Below are 16,890 nucleotides of genomic sequence, written 5' to 3' on the forward strand. Positions count from 1 at the left end.
GAGAACAGGAGCCACCATGTCACTCGATACGTCGCAGACCGAAAGCCGCCCCCCGCGGCTGACCGCGCACGACGCCCTCCAGCGCCTCGAACACGAACGGGCCTCCCGGCTCACCCAGTTGCAGGCCATCTCCGAGGCCGGAGCCGACGCGGAGGAACACGTGCTGTCCGCGCAGAAGGGCACCATCCGGCGCGTCCTCGCCGAGGTCGAGGCCGCCTTCGCCCGCGTCCGGGACGGGAGCTACGGCGTCTGCCGGACCTGCTCCAGGCCCATCCCGGTCGAACGCCTGGAAATCCTGCCCTACGCACGGTTCTGCGTTCCCTGTCAGCGCAACAGCGCCTGACGACGCCTGTCCACCCTCCGTCTCCCGCCCTGCCCAAGGGGTGAAGTGGTGAACCACCAGACCATCGACGACCGCGACACGACTCTGTCGATCGACGACCTCGCCGCACTGCGCGAGAACCTGCACGAGCAACGCCTGTTCCGCCAGGAGCAACTGCAACAGCTCTCGACCGCCGCCACGACCCGCGCCGACGCGCTCCTCGACCGGCAAGCCGCCTCCCAGGTCGAGGTGCGCGTCAAGCTCGCCGCGTCCGCCCGCATGGTCCTCGCCGACGTGGAGGCCGCACTCACCCGGATGGACCAGGGCCGGTACGGCACCTGCCACCTGTGCCGCGGGCCCGTCGCCCGCGAACGGCTGCGGATCGTGCCGCAGGCCCGCTACTGCACGCGCTGCCAACAGGTCAGGGAGGCCGACCGGTGACCACCCCCGCCCGCCCCGGTCCCCCGGCCGCCCGGCACCGCTCCTGGCCCTGGTGTCGGCAGTGCTCCGGCATCGCCCTCGACCTGGGCAGCGCCCGTACCCGAGCCTGGATGTCCGGGCGCCGGATGATCCTCGACGTACCCTCGGTCACCTTCCCGGACGGCGGCGCCACCCACCCCATTCAGCGCGGCACCATCGTCGACACCCCCGGAACCGCCCGGATGGTCGCCCGGCTGCTCGGCCACCGTCTGCCCCGCTTCGGCCGCCCTCTGCTCATCCTGACCACACCGGTGCTGGGCGGAGTCGCCTACCGGGCCGAAGCCCGCGCCGCGGTCGAGGTCCTGCGTCCGCGTACGGTACTGACCGTCCCCACTCCACGCGCCGTGGCCATGGCCGTCGATGCCGACCTGGCGCGTCCGTTGCTCGTGGTGGACCTCGGGGCCCATCTCACCGAGGTCGCGCTTCTCGCCGACGGCGCGGTGGTCGACGCCCGTCACACCATCCTGGGCACCAGCGACCTGGACGGCCTCACCCCGCCCACGCAGATCACCGAAGCGGTCGTCGCGATGGTGACCGCCATGCTGGACCAGGACCACACGTCCCAGACGCTCGATGCCCTCCGGCGGGGCGCGCTCCTCGCCGGCGGGGGCGCGCTGCGACCCGACATCGCCTACCGCTTCACCGGCCGTCTGCACGCTCCTGTCCTGCCCGTCCCCGCCCCTCACACCGCCGCGGTCCGTGGCGCCGCAAGACTCCTCCGAGCCACCCACTCGCACCCCGCCGTCACCGCCGTCACCGACGCGACGCACTCCCACTAGCCCGCCGCCCCCCTGGTCCCAGTCAGCAAGGGGCCGGCGCGGCGGCCACTGTCCTACGGAAGGAGAGACGCCGTGGACCGCGAGATACCCCCGGCACAACCGCCTCCAGCAGAACACCCGCACGTTCTGCTGTGGCGATGGCGCCGCAACCCCCTGCGCCGTCGTACGGATCTCGTGCAGGCGTGGATCGCCCTCGGTCTGTTCGTGGCCGTGCTGGCCGCCACTCCCGCCGCCATGATCCTGGTCGGCGACACCGCCTACCGTCACTACAAGGAGACCGCCCGGCAGCAGACCGCCACCCGCGAGTACATCCCCGCCGTACTGGTCCACGATGCTCCCCGCCACCCGGAACCGGGGTCGGACGAGGCGAAGGAGACCCGGTATCCGGTCACCGTCCACTTCACCGACGCCCAGGGACACACCCGCACGGCACAGACCGACGTCGAACCCGCCCTGACCGCCGACAGCACCGTCCGCGTGTGGGTCGATGGTGAAGGCAGGATCACCGGTCCGCCCCTGACCGCGGAACAGGTCCGTACCCGCGCCATGAGCTGCGCCGTCCTCGCCGCGATGACCGTCCCGCTCCTCGGCGCCGCCGCATACGCTTGTGCCAACCGCAGGCTGGAGCGGCACAACTTCGCCCAGTGGGACGCGGCCTGGGCACAGGCCGCCCCGCCGTGGAGCACTTCCCACTGACGCGCTGACCCGCTGCCGGTGTCCACGGCCACCACGTCGGACGAGTCGCATCAGGACCGGGACTACCGGCCCGAACCCCCACCTACGCGAGCCAGGACGTCGTCGGCCAACTCCTGCGGAGTCAGCCCGCCGTCCAGGAACACGGTGTCACCGGGCAGCGTGTCCATCGCGGCCGTGCACGGCTCGATCCTGGCCTTGCACCACTGCCGGACCCGCTCATCCTGTTCGGGCTTGTCCGGCGTGAAACTCCGTCCGTCGATCCGCCGCACCAGGACCTCCTCGGAGACCTTGAGGAAGAAGTGGTGGACCACCACGCCGGCGTCCTTCAGCGCACCGAAGATCTCCACCACATACCCCGGGTCCACCAACGTCATGGGAACCAGGACGGGCCTTCGGTATTCCTCGACGAGGCCCACAGCCAGGTTCACGACCTGCCGTCGCCACAACCGCAGATCCTGGAAGTCACCCGTGGGGACCTCCACGATCTCGCGCAGCACGTAGCCGACCATCTCCGGGTCGAGGACCAGTGCCTCGGGCCAGCGCGGACGCAGCTCATCGACCAGCGTGCTCTTCCCACTGCCGAACGCGCCGTTCACCCAGACGATCACACGCATCTCCCCGTCACCGATGCCCTCTTCGGGCACAACCGTCCTCGGAGCACACCACGACGAGCGCGCGGGGCCGGATCACACGCACAGATCATGCCCGAACGACCGCTGGACGGAGCCCAATCGCACGGACCGCCGCCGGCACGAAAGGCCAACTCACCTTGTCAAAAGGAATGTTGTCGGCCATGGAGCGTCCAGGGCTTCTAGCCACCCTCACACGGCCCGGGGCCCTCCCCCGCGCTGGGCGGGGGAGGGACTCCTGTGTCGCAAGAGCCTTCGGGGAGCACCGGTCCGACGCCGGAAAGGCTCTTGCCTCACGCTTCCGCGCCGTAGAAGGCCGCGATGTCCTCGGATGTGGCCCATCGGCTGTAGGTGGGTGACCGCGGCCAGCCGTCGGGCGAGTCCTGCCACTCCTCCTGGCGCCCGTACGGCAACAGGTCGATCAGCGCGAAGCTGTGGCTGAGCTGCTCGGTGCCCCGCCCCTCGGTGTGCCAGGTGCGATAGACGGTGTCTCCGTCCCGCAGGAAGACGTTGACCGCGAAGCCGCCTCCGGGCGGTGCGCCCACGTCGGAACCGAACGGGCTGTTCGCGGTGGAGTACCAGGTCATCCTGTTCCCCACCCGCCGTTTGTAGGCGAGGGTCTCGTCGATCGGGCCCTGGGTGACGATGACGAATTTCGCGTCGTAGGCATCCAGGAACTCCAGCCGGGTGAACTGCGACGTGAAACCCGTACAGCCCGAGCACTGCCACGTCTTACCGGGGGACCACATGTGGTTGTAGACGATCAGCTGGGTCCTGTCGCCGAAGACCTCGGCCAGCCGGACCGGCCCTTCCTCGCCGTCGAGGGTGTATTCGGGCATCTCGACCATCGGCATTCGGCGGCGTTGGGCGGCGATCGCGTCGAGTTCGCGGGTCGCGGCCTTCTCCCGGGCGCGCAGGTCGTCGAGTCGACGCTGCCAGGTCTCGGCGTCCACGACGGGCGGTACTGCCTTGGCGGTCATACGTTCCTCCGAAGTTCACGGCAGGCGGTTCGCGGGTGTAGACCGTGCTCGTTCGCCGAACTCATCGCTCTCCGGCCACCCTGTGCCGGCGTACCTCCGGGCGGACGCATCGTTTTTCGCCCTACCTCGTTCAGCGTGTGGGAGCGCGCCGGTGGGGACCACGGCTTCGGCGGTGTGGAACCGGGCGCGGCAACCGGGCTCCGACGTGTCCGTACGCCATGCGCAAGGGGGATCCAGTGTCCGAGCAGCGCCCGTTACGCCCGCCGACTCCCGCCGAAGAGCTTGAGCGTTTCCACAACGGAGACACGCTCGACAACATTCCGATCATCACGGAGCGGCGAAGCCCTCCCTGGAAGCGGGTGCTCGCCGGCGCGATGGGCGTTGCGGTGCTGGCTGGAGCCCTGGCCTTCGTCCTCGGCCGTCCGCAGCACAGCCAGCCCGGTGTGACGGCCTCCGAGCGACCGGGCGCACTGCCGACGGCCGCGCATGCCGAAACAACGGCGTCTCCCCCGCACTCGGAACCCTCTGCGCCGTGGAGCAGCGACCCGCCGGCCCCCACCACGCCGCCGGACGGCCAGACGCAGCAGTCGTGCGTCGACGTCACGTACAAACTGCCGACCGGGGACGCACTCTGCGAGTCCAGGACCGCTGTCTGCGCGCTCGGATCCCCCATGTACACCGAGAATCTGGACACCATCTGCGGCACCGCGCCCCTGGCACGGGTCTACGTGGCCAACACCGACAAGCTGGAGTCCGGCGGCTGTCTCTCACTGCAGAGCAGTACGTGGGTGACCGGCACGGCGGAATACGTCGGAACACAGGCCCCCATGTACCAGTGTTCCGCCGTCGTCGACCGGACCGCTCTCGAAGCCGGTGGTCCGCTGACCGTCTGCCAGGAGCCGTACCCGCACACCAGACAGACCTTTCTCGCCGAGGTCACCACCCCGGCCGGGTCCACAGGGGCCTGTCTCACCACGAACCACGGCGCGTAGACAGGTACCGCGGGCTCCAGCACGCGCGGCCTCCGGGCCCGGAGGCCGGAAACCCCATTGCTGGGCCGAGGAGGACGGTGATGGAGGGGAAGGCAGGAGACTTTCGTCCGGCGGATCCGGTTCATGCCAGTCCTGGCGGACCTGTCGTGGTCTTCTCGCTCTGCCGGACGGGCGGTGTCGAGCGGGAGTAGCGGTCAGCGAGCCGCCTGAGGTGGTCGACGAGTTCCGCGGGCTCGGTGACGTCGAAGTCGAAGTCGAGCATGCCCAGATAGACAGCGAGCCTCTGTACCGAGTCGGCTCCGGTGGTCAGGACACAGGTGTCGGTGTCGAGGGCCTGGACGGTTCCGACCGCAGGGTTGATCTGCTCGATCACCGCAGTCGCCGGGGCGTGGACGGTCACTCGCGCATGATGGCGCCACGACGCGCTCGACACCCGCAGGGAGACGTACGCCGTGATGTCGCCGCCGGGAGGTTCTCGCGGGGTGAAGCGCGGTCCGGTCGGGGTTCGCGGCTGGATCCGGTCGATCCTGAAGGTCCGCCAGTCCTCGCGCGCGAGGTCCCACGCCACCAGGTACCAGCGCTGCCCCCAGTTCACCGCCCGATAGGGCTCGACGACGCGCAGGGTGGGCGTGCCCGCGTGGTCGAGGTAGTCGAAGCGCAGCTGCTCGCGGTCACGGCAGGCGGATACCAGTGTGGTGAGCACGTCCGCCGAGACGCTCGGGGCGGGCCGGTCGGCCGGCACGGTGACGGTGAACGCGTGCAGGGCCCGCACCCGTCGGCGCAACCGCGAGGGAAGTACCTGCTCCAGCTTGGTCAACGCCCGCAGCGCGGTCTCCTCGGTGCCGGGAACGGCACCCTCCGTGGCGGTGCGCAGCGCGATCGTCACCACGACTGCCTCGTCGTCGTCGAGGAGCAGCGGGGGCATGGCCGCGCCGGCACCGAGCCGGTAGCCGCCCACGGCGCCGCGGGTGGCGTCCACGGGATAGCCGAGCTCGCGCAGTCGGTCGATGTCGTTGCGCACGGTGCGTCCGCTCACGCCCAGTCGCTCGGCCAGCTCGGATCCGGGCCAGGCTCGCGGAGCTTGCAACAGGGAGAGGAGGCGCAGCAGCCGCGCCGAGGTGTCCAGCATGAAGTCCAGCCTGTGGTGCCATTAGGAACGCATCGTGCCTATATGGAGAATACTGTTCTGTCCATGGAAACCAGCAGCAGCACCGACGCCCGGATCCACTCGTACCGCATCGACGTTCCGCAGGACGAGCTCGACGACCTGCGCGACCGGCTGGCCCGTACGCGCTGGGGCAGCGAGATTCCCGGCGCCGGCTGGAGCCGGGGTGTTCCCACCGACTATCTGAGGGGCCTGGTCGCGTACTGGGCGGACGCCTTCGACTGGCGCAAGGCGGAGGCGGAGCTCAACGAGTTCCCCCAGTTCACCACCGAGATCGACGGGCAGAACATCCACTTCCTGCACGTCCGTTCGCAGAACCCGGCGGCCGTTCCGCTGCTTCTGCTGCACGACTGGCCGTGCTCGTTCGTGCAGTTCGCCGATGTCATCCGGCCGCTGGCGGAGGACTTCCACGTGATCGTGACCTCGACGCCCGGTACCGGGTTCTCCGGTCCCCTCGGCGAGGCCGGCTGGAACACCGGCCGCATAGCGGGAGCGTTCGTCGAGCTGATGGACCGGCTCGGCTACAGCGCCTACGGCGTGCAGGGGACGGGCGGTGGCGCCTGGATCGCCACCGAGATGGGGCGGCAGGCATCCGACAAGATCGTCGGCATTCACGTCAACGGCCTGCTCACCTTCCCCTCAGGCGATCCCGCCGAGTTCGAGGGACTGACCGCGCCGGAGCAGGAGCGACTGGCACGGCTGGAGAACTTCCAGCAGGACATGATGGGATTCAACGCCATCCAGTCCACCCGTCCGCAGACCCTCGCCTACGGTCTGCACGACTCGCCGGTCGGTCAACTCGCCTGGATCGTGGAGAAGTTCAAGGAGTGGACGGACGCCGCGGCCGAGCTCCCCGAAGACGCGGTGGGCCGTGACCGGCTGCTGACGAACGTCAGCGTCTACTGGTTCAGCGGCACGGCGGGCTCGTCGGCCAACCTGTACTACGAGACGGCCCACGACGCGAACGCCTGGACTCCGAAGGCACGCGGTACCGTCCCGACCGGCGTGGCCGTCGCCCTGAGCAGCGACATCGCCATCCGCCGCTTCGCCGAGCGGGATCACAACATCACGTACTGGAACGAGCTGGAGCGCGGCGGCAACTTCCTGGCGCTGGAGCAGCCAGAAGCCTTCGTCACCGACGTCCGCGCCTTCTTCGGCACGCTCGGCACCTGACGCGGTTGTCACCGCAGGGCCCGGGCGGCTCCAGGCGCTGACGCGCCGGCGAGCGCTGCCCGGGCTGAACCGTTGGGGGCGCCCGGTTGCGGACCGTCGTCCCGTGACGGCATCACGGGCATCACGGCATGCGTGCGGCACCGCCACCGGAACGGGGGCGCCGTACCCGCACGCTCCGAGGGCACCCGACGGTGTCGGCCCGGGCGACCGCCTGGGCGATGACGTCGGCGACCTCGTCGGCACGGGAACGGCCTCGGCGGCCGGCGCGGGATCGACCCCGCTGAAGATCGACTCCTCGGCGGCGGCCCGTGAGTCTTTCTCCCCGCGGGTTGAAGATCCCCGGGGTGTGCATCGCCCCGTGCACCGGAACGACGGTCGGGTTCACAGAAGCGTCCGCAGGTGGGCCGTACGCCGGGACGCGCGTGCGCCGCGGCGTACGGGTGGTGGTGCACGGGTGGGTCAGCCGGTCATCGCGTCGCGGACCAGCGCGGTGTCGACGAACTGCTCGAAGCGGACGATGAGTCCACCGCGTACGACGAAGTGGTGCGCCACACGGACGTCGATCGCCTTGGCGGTGGCGTTGTTGGTTGCGGTGTAGCGGGCCAGGACGACGACGTTCTCGCCGTCGACGACGTAGGTGTCGTCGTGGGCGGTCCAGTTCGTCCAGGCCTTGCCGAGCTGTTCCATCACGTTGGCGGTGACGCCGTTGGGGGTGCGGTAGGTGCCCGCGAGGGGGAAGCCGGCCATCTCGGTCCACTCGACGTCCGGTGCGAGGGTGGCCCGCAGGGCCTCCAGGTCGCCTGCCGCGGAGGCCAGGTACTGGCGGCGTACGACATCGGCGGGAGCGGTGGAGGTCGCGAACTCGCTCATGGTCAGCCCCACTTCATTTCGCCCTTGGCCACCTTCGCGCCGATCTGCGCGGCGATCAGCATGCCGTTGTCGGGATAGCGCTTGACCAGTGCCTCGGTCAGGGCCGCGCCGTCGGCGGCCCGGCCGAGCTCCTCCTCGAAGGCGACCAGGTAGTCGCGGGTGGCGGTGATGGCGGACGCGTCCGCCGCCGTGCCGGGCAGGCGGTGGCCGGGCACCACGAGCCGCGGGTCCAGGGCGGCCATCTCGTCGAGCAGGTCGATCCACGCGGCACGGTCGCCGGGGGTGGCCGTGTCGGCGACCCAGACGTGCTCCTGCTGGAACAGCAGGACGCCGCCGAGGACCGCCCGCTCCTCGGCCTGCCACAGGTAATGGCGGTCGGGCAGCGCAGCCGGGCCGCCCTTGAGCTCGAAGCGGTGGCCCTCCAGGGTGAGGTCCCCGGTGAGGGGCTCCAGGTCCACCAGGCGGGTGGGCAGGTTGGCACCGAGGGCCGCCCACGCCTTGAGCTTGCCTTCGTAGGAGTCCTTGATGTGCTCGATGACGAGCGGGGTCGCGACGAACCTCGCCTCCGGGAAGGCGTCGGCGATGACCTCGGCGCCGAAGTAGAAGTCGGGGTCCGCATGGCTGACGAAGACGGTCACCAGCTTCTTGCCGGAGTCGAGGATCTCGGCAGCCAGCCGGTGGCCGTCGGCGCGGGTGAAGGCTGCGTCGACCAGCAGGGCCTGGGTCTCGCCGGTGACGAGAGTGGCGGTCTTGTTCTTGCTGCCTGCCGGGACGTCGAGGTCGAGGATGTTGAAGTCGAGTGTGCTCATGGTGGTTCCTTCGCGGGTGGAGGGGGGCGGTCGGGTGTCAGTGGGAGCGGGTGGAGGCGAACGCCGTGAGACGCCGCTCCACGTCGTCGGTGGTGGCCTGGCCGCGCGCCAGGACGGTCGCGCGGCCGGCGTCGACGGCGATGAGGGTGGGGAAGGCGTTGACACCCAGTTCGGCAGCGCGCGCCACGTCGGCGTCGGCCTCGGCCCGGGTGCCGGCGGTTTCGAAGGCGGCGACTACGGCGTCCGCGTCCAAACCGGCCCGCTCGGCGACCTCCCGGTAGGTGGCGGGATCGGAGAGGCTGAGGCCGTCGACGTAGAAGGCGTGCTGCAGTGCCATGGCCAGTTCCGCCGCACGGCCGGGGGCGGCGTGGCGCAGGGCGGCGAGGCCACGCGCTGCGGCTTCCGAGTCCATGACGAACGAACCGTCGGCGATCAGCCGCTCGTAGCCCTCGCCGAACTCGGCACCGGTCAGCTCCGCAATCTTGGCGTTGGCGCCCTGGACGTAGCCGAACTCGCGGATCGGCACCCGGCGCGATCCGGTGAACAGGCCTCCGGAAACCACTTCCACCGGCAGCTCGGGACGGTGTGAGACCACCTCGCGGAGAGTCGTGGAGAAGCCGTGGGACCAGCCGCAGTAGGCGTCGAATACGTAGATCAGCTTCATCGGGTACCTCGGCAGAAGGGTGTGGTGCCCGCCGGATACGAGCGGTTCACCGGACCAACAGTACCTGACTAGTCAGATATTCCCAGGAGTGAACACGCGTCGCGACGTACGTGCCCGCGCCGAGGCTTTGAAAGCCCCGGTGAGCAGCGCGGGTGCTGCTTCCTCCCCACCGGTTTCCGTCCGCCGCAGTCGCTGCTCTTCGTCAGCCCGCTGCCACAAAGACGGCTTCAGTTGCGCCCTCCGCACCGGGGCGACAGCAAGGCTCCCAGTCCCGCGTGAACGAGCCGGCCCACCGCCGCGCCGACTGGGTACCAGAGCGGGTCGGGTGGATTGAAGGTGGACCCGAGCACGAGGCGGGCCACAGTGCTGTACCGGGAAAGTTCCGCCAGGACCTCGGTGAGTTGTGAGAACTCGACCGCCCAGCTGACGGCCGACGCGCTTGCCGCAGCCTTCACTGGTGTCACGCGCGGCACCATCAGGACGACGAGAGCATGAAGCAGGACGGTGTACAGCGCGTCTCCGCCGTACTTGGCGACGTCACCCGCCGCCACTGCCCTGAGCCCCAGCCCTGCGCCGACGGTCGCCATCGCGGCTCCGGCCGCGACCCACCGGATCCGTCCCGTTTCCGGTAAGGCGGGGCCTCTTTCCGGCGTGCGGTGATAGGACGGGGCTGTTGATCGGCACGCAGGACAGCAGCAGAGCGCGGGCCGAACGAGGCTCCGCGAAAGGGGAGTTGGGGATGGCGGCAGAAAACATCGACGATGTCGTGGACGGGCTCGCCGAGATCGTGCGGGAGGCGGGCCGCGCCGGCGACCGGGTCGGGTACTTCGCGGCGCTGTACCGACAGGTGACCGTGGAGGTCCGCACGGCCATACATGACGGGCTGTTCGACGACGGCGCTCGAATGGACCGTTTCGACACACACTTCGGCAACCGCTACTTCGACGCGTACGACGCCTGGCGTCGTGACCGGAGCGGGCCGCGTTGCTGGCGCGAGGCGTTCGGGCTGCTCGACGACACCGACACCGTCATCGTCCAGCACCTCCTGCTCGGCGTGAACGCGCACATCAACCTCGATCTCGCCGTCGCCGCCGCGCGGACCGCCCCGGGTGAGGCCATCCACGCGTTGCGCCACGACTTTCTGCTGATCAACGACATCCTCGCGCGGGTGGTACTGGCGGTGCAGGAGTCGCTCGGTGCCCTGTCGCCTCTCATGTCACTGCTGGATCAGCTCGGAGCCCGCACCGACGAGCGGATCCTCGACTTCAGTGTCCGTCAGTCCCGCGAGGAGGCGTGGTACAACGCCGTCCTGCTCGCCCACCAGAACGAGGAGCAACGCGAAGCCACCATCGAGCGGCTCGAGGTCCGGGCCGCCGTGCTCGCACGGTTGATCGCGCGACCGGGCGGCCTCGTCCGGCCCGCCCTGCAGCTGATCCGGGGCACCGAGAGTGATGACGTGGCGGCCGTCCTCACCCACCTGGACAACGCCGTGAAGTGACCTTCTGCCCGGCAGGAAGCGAAAGGGTACGGCCAGGCGGACGGTCCGTCCGGCATCCGGCCGGTGCCGGTGCCGGACTTCGGAACCCCGCATCTGAGCCGCTAGCATCGTCGGATGCCAGGGCCGACCGCAGGAAACGCCGCATCCGTGGGCAGGGCCCGGACCCTCGCCCAGGTGTACCGCCGCTTCGGTGAGGTCGAGGCCGCCAGGACGTCCCCGCTGTACGAGCGCGTCGCCGTCGCGCTGAGCGAGTCCGGCGAGGCGTTGCGCGCCATCGGGGCGGTTCCGGCACGCAAACGGCACCCCACGGTGATCCTCGCCGCGCTGCACGACCTCGCTCTCGCCGGACGCGCCCCGGCGCTCGCCGCGGCCTATGCCGCTGCGGACGGCGACGCTGCCGCCGGCGCGGCGATCGACACCCTGCTGACAATGACCGACTCGGTCGCGGCCGTCGCCGTGCGCCGGCCGACGCGGGCCGACGAGACCGGCCGCTGCGCCGTGCTGTATCCGGCCGTTGCCGAGGCGGCGCACCGGGCGGGTGCGCACGCGGTCGGGCTGATCGACGTGGGGTGTTCGGCCGGGCTCAATCTCAATGTCGATCGCGTGGGCATCACCTACAGCAACGGCCAATCGCTGGGGGACCCGTCATCTCCCGTGCAACTGTCATCGTCGCTCGTGGGGAACCGGCCCCTCCCGACGCGGGCGCTGCCCGAGGTCGTCACCCGAATCGGTGTCGACCTCGATCCGGCGGACGTGACCGACGCGGATGACGCCCGATGGCTGCGCGCCTGCCTGTCGCCCGACCAGCCCGAGCGGATCGCGCGGCTCGAAGCGGAGATGGCACTGGCCGCGACAGCCCCTCCGCTGCTGATGCGGGGAGACCCGGTCGAGGTGATGGCCGACGCTGTCGCCCGGGTGCCCGACGACGCCCTGCCCGTCGTCACCACGACATGGGCACTGTCACGCTTCCTGCCCGAGAGCCGCCTGCGCTTCCTGCACCGCCTCGAAGAGGCGGCGGTCGGCCGGGCGGTGGCATGGGTGTCAGCGGAGGGGGTCGGAGTCGCGCCGACGATTCCGACACTCGGCGACCGCCGCGCCTCCGGCCACAGCATCATCGGCCTGGCGCTGCTCGATCGCCCGGCTCCGCGCGCCGAGGCGATCGGCCGCTGCTGGTCACGGGGCCGCCTGCTGGCGTGGCTGGCAGATTCCTAGTGGCCGTTGCGCCGAGTGGGGCTTCTGCTGCTCCTCCCGGCACGCGTCAGGTCGTCGGCGGGGCCTGCGCAGCAGGTGTTGTCCGGCTGCGAGCCAGGGTGTCGGCGTCGGCCTTCACGACGTACACCTCCCAGGGTTCCCGGCCTGGGCCGCGGACCCAGACCTTGTCCTGGAGGGCGTAGCAGCAGGTGGTGTCTTTCTCCTCAGCGGTGGCGAGTCCGGCCTCGGCGAGCCGGGTGGTGGCGGCGTGCACTGCCTCGGTCGTCCCGACCTCGATGCCGAGGTGGTCCATACGGGTGTCCTCGCCCGGCGTGCCTTCGATGAGTACGAGCTTCAGCGGAGGTTCGACGACGGCGAAGTTGGCGTAGCCGTCGCGGAGTTTGGCGGGCTCGGTGCCGAAGAGCTTGGTGTAGAAGGCGATGGACGCGGCGAGGTCGGGAACGCGGAGGGCGAGCTGTACGCGGGTCATGGCGAGCCTCCTGGCGGGTGCGGGGTGGGGTGACGTGTCAGCAGCCTCCGCCGGACGGGGCCGGGGAGCCGATTCCGATCTGCAGGGTGGCGGCCGGCGCGCAGCATCCGCCTCCTTCGCCGCTCTGCGCCGCGTCGGGGTCGTCGAACACGCCTGCGCCACCGCAGACTCCGGTCTCCGGCAGGGTCAACTCGACGCGTTCGGCGGCCTCCTGGTCCCCGGCGAGTGACGCGGCGACGGAACGGACCTGCTCGTAGCCGGTCATCGCGAGGAAGGTCGGGGCGCGGCCGTAGGACTTCATGCCGACCAGGTAGACGTCCCGCTCCGGGTGGGACAGCTCGTTCACGCCGTGCGGGTAGACGGTGCCGCAGGAGTGGACGTTCGGGTCGATGAGCGGTGCCAGCGCGGACGGTGCCTGGAGGCGCTCGTCGAGGCCCAGGCGGATCTCGGAGAGGAAGGAGAGGTCGGGGCGGAAGCCGGTGAGGACGATGATCTCGTCGACCGGGTCGAGACGGCGGCCGTCTTCCGCGACCAGCACCAGGCGCCCGTCGGTGTCGCGCTCGACGGCTTCGGTGCGAAAGCCGGTGGCGGCGGACGCGTGGCCGGCTTCGACGGCGGCCTTGGCGCGCAGTCCGAGGGCGCCCCGGGCCGGGAGCTCGTCGGCCTCGCCGCCGCCGTACGTTCCCGCGCCGATGCCCCGGCGCAGGATCCACACCGCGTGCGTGCCGTCCTCCTCGCTCTTCGCCAGGTCGGCGAGGGAGGCGAGCGCGGTGAAGGCGGACGCTCCGGAGCCGACCACCGCGGTGCGCCTGCCCGCGTATCGGGCACGGACCGCCGGGTCCTTCAGGTCGGGCACCCGGTAGGAGATGCGCTCGGCGGCGCTCTTCTCGCCGAGGGCGGGCAGGCCGTCGGCGCCGATGGGGCTGGGTACGGACCAGGTGCCGGAGGCGTCGAGGACGGCGCGGGCGGTGATGCGCTCCTCGTGACCGTCGGCGCGTGTGACGTGCACGGTGAAGGGCTGCTCGTCACGGCCGGAGTCGACGATCCGGTCACGGCCCGCGCGGGCCACTCCGGTCACGGTCGTGCCGTAACGGACCCGGTCGCCGAGGGCATCGGCCAGCGGCTGGAGGTACCGCTCGGCCCAGTCACCACCCGTGGGATACGTGCCTTCGTCGGGGCGGACCCAGCCGGTGGGCGCGAGCAGCTTCTCGGCGGCGGGATCGACGAGTTCGGCCCAGGTGGAGAACAGACGCACGTGCGACCAGTCGCGCACGGCGGTGGCCGCGGACGGGCCGGCTTCCAGGACCAGCGGTTCGATGCCCCGCTCGACGAGGTGGGCGGCGGCGGCCAGGCCGATCGGACCGGCCCCGATCACCACGACGGGCAGGTGGTCGGCGGTGGGCTTGCTCACGGGATTCCCCTTTTGCTTCGACGTTCGTCGATGGCTTGCGGTGCCAGCATTACACCTGATTCGACAAGCGTCAACATAGACATTCATCGAATCACCATCGGGCCGGGGCTCGCGCTCCTGCTTCGACGTGTGTCAACATAGACACATGTCGAACGTCAAGGCGTTGCCCCTGCTGGAGCCCACGACTCCCGAAGTCGTGGCGCCCTGCTGCCCGCCGCTGGCCGAACGGCCCTTCACCGCCGAAGAGGCGGAGAGGACAGCGCGGATGTTCAAGGCACTCGGCGATCCTGTCCGGCTTCGCCTGTTCTCCCTGGTCGCCTCGCACGAGGGCGGCGAGGCGTGCGTCTGCGACATCTCCGACGTCGGTGTCTCGCAGCCGACCGTCTCCCACCACCTGAAGAAGCTCAGGGAAGCCGGGCTGCTCACCTCCGAGCGTCGCGGCACCTGGGTCTACTACCGCGTCGAGCCGTCGGTCGTGGCCGCGCTGGGCAGCCTTCTCACCCCCAGGGTCTGAGCGCGCGGCCGCCGGGCGGCGCCCGGCGGCCGTACGCGGGGTGTCACATGTCGGCCGCGTCCACCACGGTGCCGAGGTCGACGAACTTGAAGCCGGTGGCCGTACGCGTGCCGCCCTCGCCGTCGGGCACGGCCGGCGTTTCCTGGCCGTCCTGGACGACGAGGAGACCCCGTGGATACCGCTCCCCCAGCGGTGCGTTGAGTACGGCGGCGCCGTCGCACTCCTCCACACCGTCGAGCGTCTCGGTGGCGGCTCCGATCCGGAAACCGCCCTCGTACTCGTTGCCCTCGCGCACCTCCCGGTCGTACAGGGCGAAGGTGTTGTCGCCCTGACTGGAAGCGAGCAGGTAGCCGTCGCCGTCCTTCTCCTGGAACAGGGTCAGGCCCTCGACGTCGGCCGACAGCCGCCTGCCGCCATGACCGGGGTCCGCGCCCGGCGTGCACTCCTCGGTCTCCTCGTCGTAGACGCCGGGGACTCCGTACTCCTTCACCTTGTCCACCAGGACCGGCCTGCCGGTGAGGTCGGCGCGCAGCCGCCAGATGCCGATGTCCTCCTGCCCGGCGTAGAGGGTGCCGGTGGCCGGGTCGACGACCATGCCCTCGACCTGGGGAAGTTCTCCGGGCTCCGCGCAAGGGCTCCATGTCGTGCCGTCGGGCAGACGGAAGGAGTCCGGCAGATCGAGGGTTCGCACCTTGCGGTAGCCGACGGTGCCGCCCGTGGACGGTGTCAGTTCGAGGAGGGCGAGCCGGGTTCTCTCTCTTTGGCTGACCAGCGCGTACGTACGGCCGGTGGCCCTGTCGGTCCAGGTCGCCAGTCCGTACGTGGTCCGCTGGTCGTTGACCTCGTCCTGGCCGGTGGAGAACACCGGGGTGGCCGCCGGGTCGGTGATGTCGGTCAGGGGACCGCCCGGCTTCGACGGGTCGATGCCGTAGATCCGCAGCCGGTCGCTGCCCCGGTCGCTCACCACCGCCACGTCGGCCCGGCCGGTCGAGGTGCGCAGGCCGGTGACGAGGTCGACGTTGTTGAAACGGCCCGGGGCGTCGCCGGGCCCCGGCGGACGCGGAGCGGGCAGCGACTGCACCAGCCGCGCGTCCAGACCGTAGACCCGCAGGCCGCCCTCCTTCGCAGTGGCGACGACGAGGCTGCGCCCGGGATCGGCGGCGTTGCGCCAGATCGCCGGGTCGTCGGCGTCGGAGTTGCCGCCCGCCTCGTCGTCGAAGAGCGGGGCGGTCTCACTGACAGCCGTCACGACCGGGAGGCCGGGCGCGGCCGCTCCGGCAGGAAATGCTCCGAGAAGAGTGACGAGCGCGGCACTCGAGGCGAGGGCGGCGGCTCTCCGTTTGGTGCGGTGCGTCGTGGTCACAGGCGCTTCCTCAACTGTCGGGGCCGGCGGTCCGGCGAGGGACACGGTCTTGGTCCGGCGGTCAGGATGAGCCGTCCGCCGTCTTCCACAGCGACGACGTCGACAAGGACCGTGGAACCCTCGTCGAAGCGCAGCCTGAAGAGCGGATCGTTTTCTCTCAGGAAGTCGAAACCCTCCCGGTCCTCCCCAGTCGGAGGATGATCAAGGATCGCGTCGCACGCCCAGTCGCTCCCGGCGACGCGGACCGTGACGCGCACGCCGAAACTGCCCAAAGAGGTCGACCGATTGGCCCACCACTCAAGCGTCGCGGCGCCCTCACAGCTGTCCATCGCCCAAGTATCGCCGTCCGCGCATGGGTGAGGTGGGGTACGCGGAACCGGATCTTTCCGGAACGCGAGCAGGCACGAGCGGGCCCGGCCATGCGCCGCATGGGCCGCCACACAGAAACACAGGCAGGTACGGAAGGTCGGGCGGCCGACGGACAGCGCCGACGCCGACGCACTGCCTCTGTTGCCGACTGGCGGGATCAGCCCTGTCCCGGCGACGACCCGGTCGGTGCGGCCATGCAGGTGTACCCGTCCTGCGGGAACACCGCGGTGCCTGCCATCTGGCGGCGGTCCGGCTGTGTGGGCTGAGCGCCCGAGAGGCGATGGTCATCAATCTCGGCGTCGAGCAGGCAGCCCGATACGGCTGGCGCGAGGCCCGTTCGGTCGCCGCCGCCCGGGTCCCTCTCCGGCAGCGAGCGGAGCAGCTCACCGATGAACTGCAGGCTCCGCTCTACGCCGGGTTGACCGGTCGGCAACGTGCCGAGTTCGCCGGGCTCGTCGAAGCGTTGACCGCTCCCCTGGCCCCGGGACCGGACGC

General features: G+C 70.6%; 20 protein-coding genes. 9 read left to right on the plus strand and 11 right to left on the minus strand.

Annotation, left to right across the window (positions count from 1 at the left end; translation table 11 throughout):
- The first annotated feature begins 16 nt into the window (after window positions 1-16).
- From O1Q96_RS27805 to O1Q96_RS27820, 4 genes are all read left to right on the plus strand, one after another.
- Window positions 17-343, plus strand: a complete 327-nt coding sequence (locus O1Q96_RS27805; protein WP_269250753.1) for a TraR/DksA family transcriptional regulator — start codon at window positions 17-19, stop codon at window positions 341-343.
- Window positions 344-388: 45 nt separating this feature from the next.
- Window positions 389-763, plus strand: a complete 375-nt coding sequence (locus tag O1Q96_RS27810; protein WP_269250754.1) for a TraR/DksA family transcriptional regulator — start codon at window positions 389-391, stop codon at window positions 761-763.
- A complete protein-coding gene (locus O1Q96_RS27815; protein WP_269250755.1) occupies window positions 760-1,581 on the plus strand; it encodes an acetate and sugar kinases/Hsc70/actin family protein in 822 nt (273 codons plus the stop codon). Before O1Q96_RS27810 ends, O1Q96_RS27815 begins: the two co-directional genes overlap by 4 nt.
- Before the next feature lie 72 nt (window positions 1,582-1,653).
- The gene (locus O1Q96_RS27820; protein ID WP_269250756.1) at window positions 1,654-2,277 is read left to right on the plus strand and encodes an Rv1733c family protein; all 624 of its coding nucleotides are present in this window, start codon (window positions 1,654-1,656) and stop codon (window positions 2,275-2,277) included.
- Between the two features lie 62 nt (window positions 2,278-2,339).
- Here O1Q96_RS27820 and O1Q96_RS27825 read toward each other — a convergent pair whose 3' ends face one another.
- Complete coding sequence (locus O1Q96_RS27825; RefSeq protein WP_269253748.1) at window positions 2,340-2,885, minus strand: AAA family ATPase; 546 nt, start codon at window positions 2,883-2,885, stop codon at window positions 2,340-2,342.
- 314 nt (window positions 2,886-3,199) lie between these two features.
- Window positions 3,200-3,886, minus strand: a complete 687-nt coding sequence (locus O1Q96_RS27830; RefSeq protein ID WP_269250757.1) for a DUF899 domain-containing protein — start codon at window positions 3,884-3,886, stop codon at window positions 3,200-3,202.
- Between the two features lie 236 nt (window positions 3,887-4,122).
- Here O1Q96_RS27830 and O1Q96_RS27835 point away from each other — a divergent pair, with 236 nt between their 5' ends.
- Window positions 4,123-4,878: a hypothetical protein gene (locus tag O1Q96_RS27835; RefSeq protein WP_269250758.1), complete on the plus strand. Its 756-nt coding sequence runs from the start codon at window positions 4,123-4,125 to the stop codon at window positions 4,876-4,878.
- 121 nt (window positions 4,879-4,999) lie between these two features.
- Here O1Q96_RS27835 and O1Q96_RS27840 read toward each other — a convergent pair whose 3' ends face one another.
- Window positions 5,000-6,007 carry a helix-turn-helix transcriptional regulator gene (locus O1Q96_RS27840; RefSeq protein WP_269250759.1) on the minus strand — a complete coding sequence of 336 codons (1,008 nt, stop codon included), beginning with the start codon at window positions 6,005-6,007 and terminating at the stop codon, window positions 5,000-5,002.
- A 63-nt stretch (window positions 6,008-6,070) separates the two neighbouring features.
- On the opposite strand from O1Q96_RS27840, the gene O1Q96_RS27845 reads away from it, so the two are divergent.
- On the plus strand, window positions 6,071-7,216 hold the full coding sequence (locus O1Q96_RS27845; RefSeq protein WP_269250760.1) for an epoxide hydrolase family protein: 1,146 nt from the start codon (window positions 6,071-6,073) through the stop codon (window positions 7,214-7,216).
- 459 nt (window positions 7,217-7,675) lie between these two features.
- Here O1Q96_RS27845 and O1Q96_RS27850 read toward each other — a convergent pair whose 3' ends face one another.
- From O1Q96_RS27850 to O1Q96_RS27865, 4 genes are all read right to left on the minus strand, one after another.
- Window positions 7,676-8,086 (minus strand): nuclear transport factor 2 family protein, encoded by a 411-nt coding sequence (locus O1Q96_RS27850; RefSeq protein WP_269250761.1) that lies wholly within the window; start codon window positions 8,084-8,086, stop codon window positions 7,676-7,678.
- Window positions 8,087-8,088: 2 nt separating this feature from the next.
- Entirely contained in the window at window positions 8,089-8,895 is an 807-nt protein-coding gene (locus tag O1Q96_RS27855) for an MBL fold metallo-hydrolase (protein ID WP_269250762.1), read from the minus strand.
- A 37-nt stretch (window positions 8,896-8,932) separates the two neighbouring features.
- Entirely contained in the window at window positions 8,933-9,559 is a 627-nt protein-coding gene (locus tag O1Q96_RS27860) for a DsbA family protein (RefSeq protein ID WP_269250763.1), read from the minus strand.
- Window positions 9,560-9,786: 227 nt separating this feature from the next.
- Window positions 9,787-10,146, minus strand: coding sequence for a ribosomal maturation YjgA family protein (locus O1Q96_RS27865; RefSeq protein WP_269250764.1), 360 nt, complete (start codon window positions 10,144-10,146; stop codon window positions 9,787-9,789).
- A gap of 152 nt (window positions 10,147-10,298) precedes the next feature.
- Here O1Q96_RS27865 and O1Q96_RS27870 point away from each other — a divergent pair, with 152 nt between their 5' ends.
- Window positions 10,299-11,057, plus strand: a complete 759-nt coding sequence (locus O1Q96_RS27870) for a DUF5995 family protein (protein ID WP_269250765.1) — start codon at window positions 10,299-10,301, stop codon at window positions 11,055-11,057.
- Between the two features lie 114 nt (window positions 11,058-11,171).
- The gene (locus tag O1Q96_RS27875; RefSeq protein WP_269250766.1) at window positions 11,172-12,269 is read left to right on the plus strand and encodes a DUF2332 domain-containing protein; all 1,098 of its coding nucleotides are present in this window, start codon (window positions 11,172-11,174) and stop codon (window positions 12,267-12,269) included.
- Between the two features lie 46 nt (window positions 12,270-12,315).
- Here the strand turns inward: O1Q96_RS27875 and O1Q96_RS27880 are convergent, their stop codons facing one another.
- Both O1Q96_RS27880 and O1Q96_RS27885 read right to left on the minus strand, forming a co-directional pair.
- A complete protein-coding gene (locus O1Q96_RS27880; RefSeq protein WP_269250767.1) occupies window positions 12,316-12,738 on the minus strand; it encodes an ArsI/CadI family heavy metal resistance metalloenzyme in 423 nt (140 codons plus the stop codon).
- A 37-nt stretch (window positions 12,739-12,775) separates the two neighbouring features.
- Window positions 12,776-14,149 (minus strand): NAD(P)-binding domain-containing protein, encoded by a 1,374-nt coding sequence (locus tag O1Q96_RS27885; protein ID WP_269250768.1) that lies wholly within the window; start codon window positions 14,147-14,149, stop codon window positions 12,776-12,778.
- Between the two features lie 145 nt (window positions 14,150-14,294).
- Between O1Q96_RS27885 and O1Q96_RS27890 the strand changes: the two genes are divergently transcribed.
- The gene (locus O1Q96_RS27890) at window positions 14,295-14,663 is read left to right on the plus strand and encodes an ArsR/SmtB family transcription factor (protein WP_269250769.1); all 369 of its coding nucleotides are present in this window, start codon (window positions 14,295-14,297) and stop codon (window positions 14,661-14,663) included.
- A 43-nt stretch (window positions 14,664-14,706) separates the two neighbouring features.
- Here the strand turns inward: O1Q96_RS27890 and O1Q96_RS27895 are convergent, their stop codons facing one another.
- Complete coding sequence (locus tag O1Q96_RS27895; protein ID WP_269250770.1) at window positions 14,707-16,026, minus strand: phytase; 1,320 nt, start codon at window positions 16,024-16,026, stop codon at window positions 14,707-14,709.
- Window positions 16,023-16,355 (minus strand): hypothetical protein, encoded by a 333-nt coding sequence (locus O1Q96_RS27900; RefSeq protein WP_269250771.1) that lies wholly within the window; start codon window positions 16,353-16,355, stop codon window positions 16,023-16,025. The genes O1Q96_RS27895 and O1Q96_RS27900 overlap by 4 nt, the downstream gene beginning before the upstream one ends.
- Window positions 16,356-16,890: the final 535 nt, after the last annotated feature.

It is taken from the genome of Streptomyces aurantiacus (assembly GCF_027107535.1).
In the GTDB taxonomy this organism is placed as follows: domain Bacteria; phylum Actinomycetota; class Actinomycetes; order Streptomycetales; family Streptomycetaceae; genus Streptomyces.

Coding starts and splice junctions, on each gene's coding strand:
- O1Q96_RS27850 (WP_269250761.1), bottom strand. CDS start 8,086: ATGAGCGAGTTCGCGACCTCCACCGCTCCCGCCGATGTCGTACGCCGC.
- O1Q96_RS27840 (WP_269250759.1), bottom strand. CDS start 6,007: ATGCTGGACACCTCGGCGCGGCTGCTGCGCCTCCTCTCCCTGTTGCAA.
- O1Q96_RS27865 (WP_269250764.1), bottom strand. CDS start 10,146: ATGGCGACCGTCGGCGCAGGGCTGGGGCTCAGGGCAGTGGCGGCGGGT.
- O1Q96_RS27830 (WP_269250757.1), bottom strand. CDS start 3,886: ATGACCGCCAAGGCAGTACCGCCCGTCGTGGACGCCGAGACCTGGCAG.
- O1Q96_RS27890 (WP_269250769.1), top strand. CDS start 14,295: ATGTCGAACGTCAAGGCGTTGCCCCTGCTGGAGCCCACGACTCCCGAA.
- O1Q96_RS27845 (WP_269250760.1), top strand. CDS start 6,071: ATGGAAACCAGCAGCAGCACCGACGCCCGGATCCACTCGTACCGCATC.
- O1Q96_RS27870 (WP_269250765.1), top strand. CDS start 10,299: ATGGCGGCAGAAAACATCGACGATGTCGTGGACGGGCTCGCCGAGATC.
- O1Q96_RS27880 (WP_269250767.1), bottom strand. CDS start 12,738: ATGACCCGCGTACAGCTCGCCCTCCGCGTTCCCGACCTCGCCGCGTCC.
- O1Q96_RS27875 (WP_269250766.1), top strand. CDS start 11,172: ATGCCAGGGCCGACCGCAGGAAACGCCGCATCCGTGGGCAGGGCCCGG.
- O1Q96_RS27900 (WP_269250771.1), bottom strand. CDS start 16,355: ATGGACAGCTGTGAGGGCGCCGCGACGCTTGAGTGGTGGGCCAATCGG.
- O1Q96_RS27805 (WP_269250753.1), top strand. CDS start 17: ATGTCACTCGATACGTCGCAGACCGAAAGCCGCCCCCCGCGGCTGACC.
- O1Q96_RS27855 (WP_269250762.1), bottom strand. CDS start 8,895: ATGAGCACACTCGACTTCAACATCCTCGACCTCGACGTCCCGGCAGGC.
- O1Q96_RS27860 (WP_269250763.1), bottom strand. CDS start 9,559: ATGAAGCTGATCTACGTATTCGACGCCTACTGCGGCTGGTCCCACGGC.